Here is a 1,372-nt window from a genome sequence, read left to right as displayed (position 1 = left end):
GAGGACAAACCTGTCTACCCAACAGAGCTCCGCTGCTTTACGTTCAACACACCCCTTGACACCACCCAACCCGCCTTAACTAACCGGCCTTGGGGTTAATCCCCCACCCACCCTCCTGCGACCAAGAGCGGCGGTCGACGGCCGATGCCGGACCATCGCGGGACCGCCTCGGTACGTGGTCACTCGCACCAAACTGCGTCGGTAAGGACACGTACTAGTCGCCGCCTCGGCCACTCGCCGAGCGTGGGCAACCCCGGCCGACACCGATAGTCGGGTACTACTACGTGTCCATACCGACAACTCACCCAGCTCGCAGTCGCCCGGTCCTGCCGAAAATGCCGACAGACAGGACATATAGGCCTACTACATGCCGTCGTCACGCTCACCGCGCCGAGCCCCAACCCCACATCCCGCGACACCTCCTGTCCATCGACAGATCGCGAGCGGCGTAACCACAACTCCTTCGTGCGACCACTAAGAGGAATCCACCGCACCTCCGCATGATCGGCATCTCGTGTACCTGGTGCAGAAACTGCACAAGGACAGGACGTATAGGCCTAATACATGCCGTCGGCACGCTCACCGCGCCCAGCGCCGGCACCAAACTGGGCGACACCTCCTGTCCTTCAGCAGATCGGCATTGCCGCGGCCACCCACCCTGGTCACCACAGCTACTTCTCGACGCAACCAGCGAAGGCGGATCCACCGAGGTCTGCGCCGAAGGCGCCAAAGGAGAGCCGCCGCCGAAGGCGGTGTCCTTCTGGCCGGCGGGCTGCGGAAGGACAGGACGTGTAGGCCTAGTACACGCCGTCGTCACGCTCACCGCGCCAGGCACCGGGACCAAACCAGCCATATACGTCCTGTTCCTCGGCAGATCGGCTTTGCCGCGGCCACCCACCCATCACCACAACTGCTCCTTGGCACAATCCACCGAAGGCGGATCCACCAGAGCCCCGCGCCGAAGGCGCCAAAAGACAGCCGCCGCCGAAGGCGGTGTCCTTCTGGCCGGCGGGCTGCCGAAGGACAGGACGTATGCGCCTACTACCTGCCGTCGCCACCCTCACCGCGCCGGGCGCAACCCCCAGATCGCGCGACACCTCCTGTCCTTCGGCAGATCGGCTCTGCTGCGACCACCCACCTCGTCACCACAGCTACTTCTCGGCGCAACCAGCGAAGGCGGATCCACCAGGGCCCGCGCCGAAGGAGAGCCGCCGCCGAAGGCGGTGTCCTTCTGGCCGGCGGGCTGCGGAAGGACAGGACGTGTAGGCCTAGTACATGCCGTCGCCACCCTCACCGCGCCGGGCGCAACCCCCAGATCGCGCGACACCTCCTGTCCTTCGGCAGATCGGCTTTGCCGCGGCCACCCCACCCC

The sequence above is a fragment of the Kribbella sp. NPDC056951 genome, from assembly GCF_042674205.1.
Classification (GTDB): domain Bacteria; phylum Actinomycetota; class Actinomycetes; order Propionibacteriales; family Kribbellaceae; genus Kribbella; species Kribbella yunnanensis.
Note: the sequence above shows the minus strand (reverse complement) of the source record.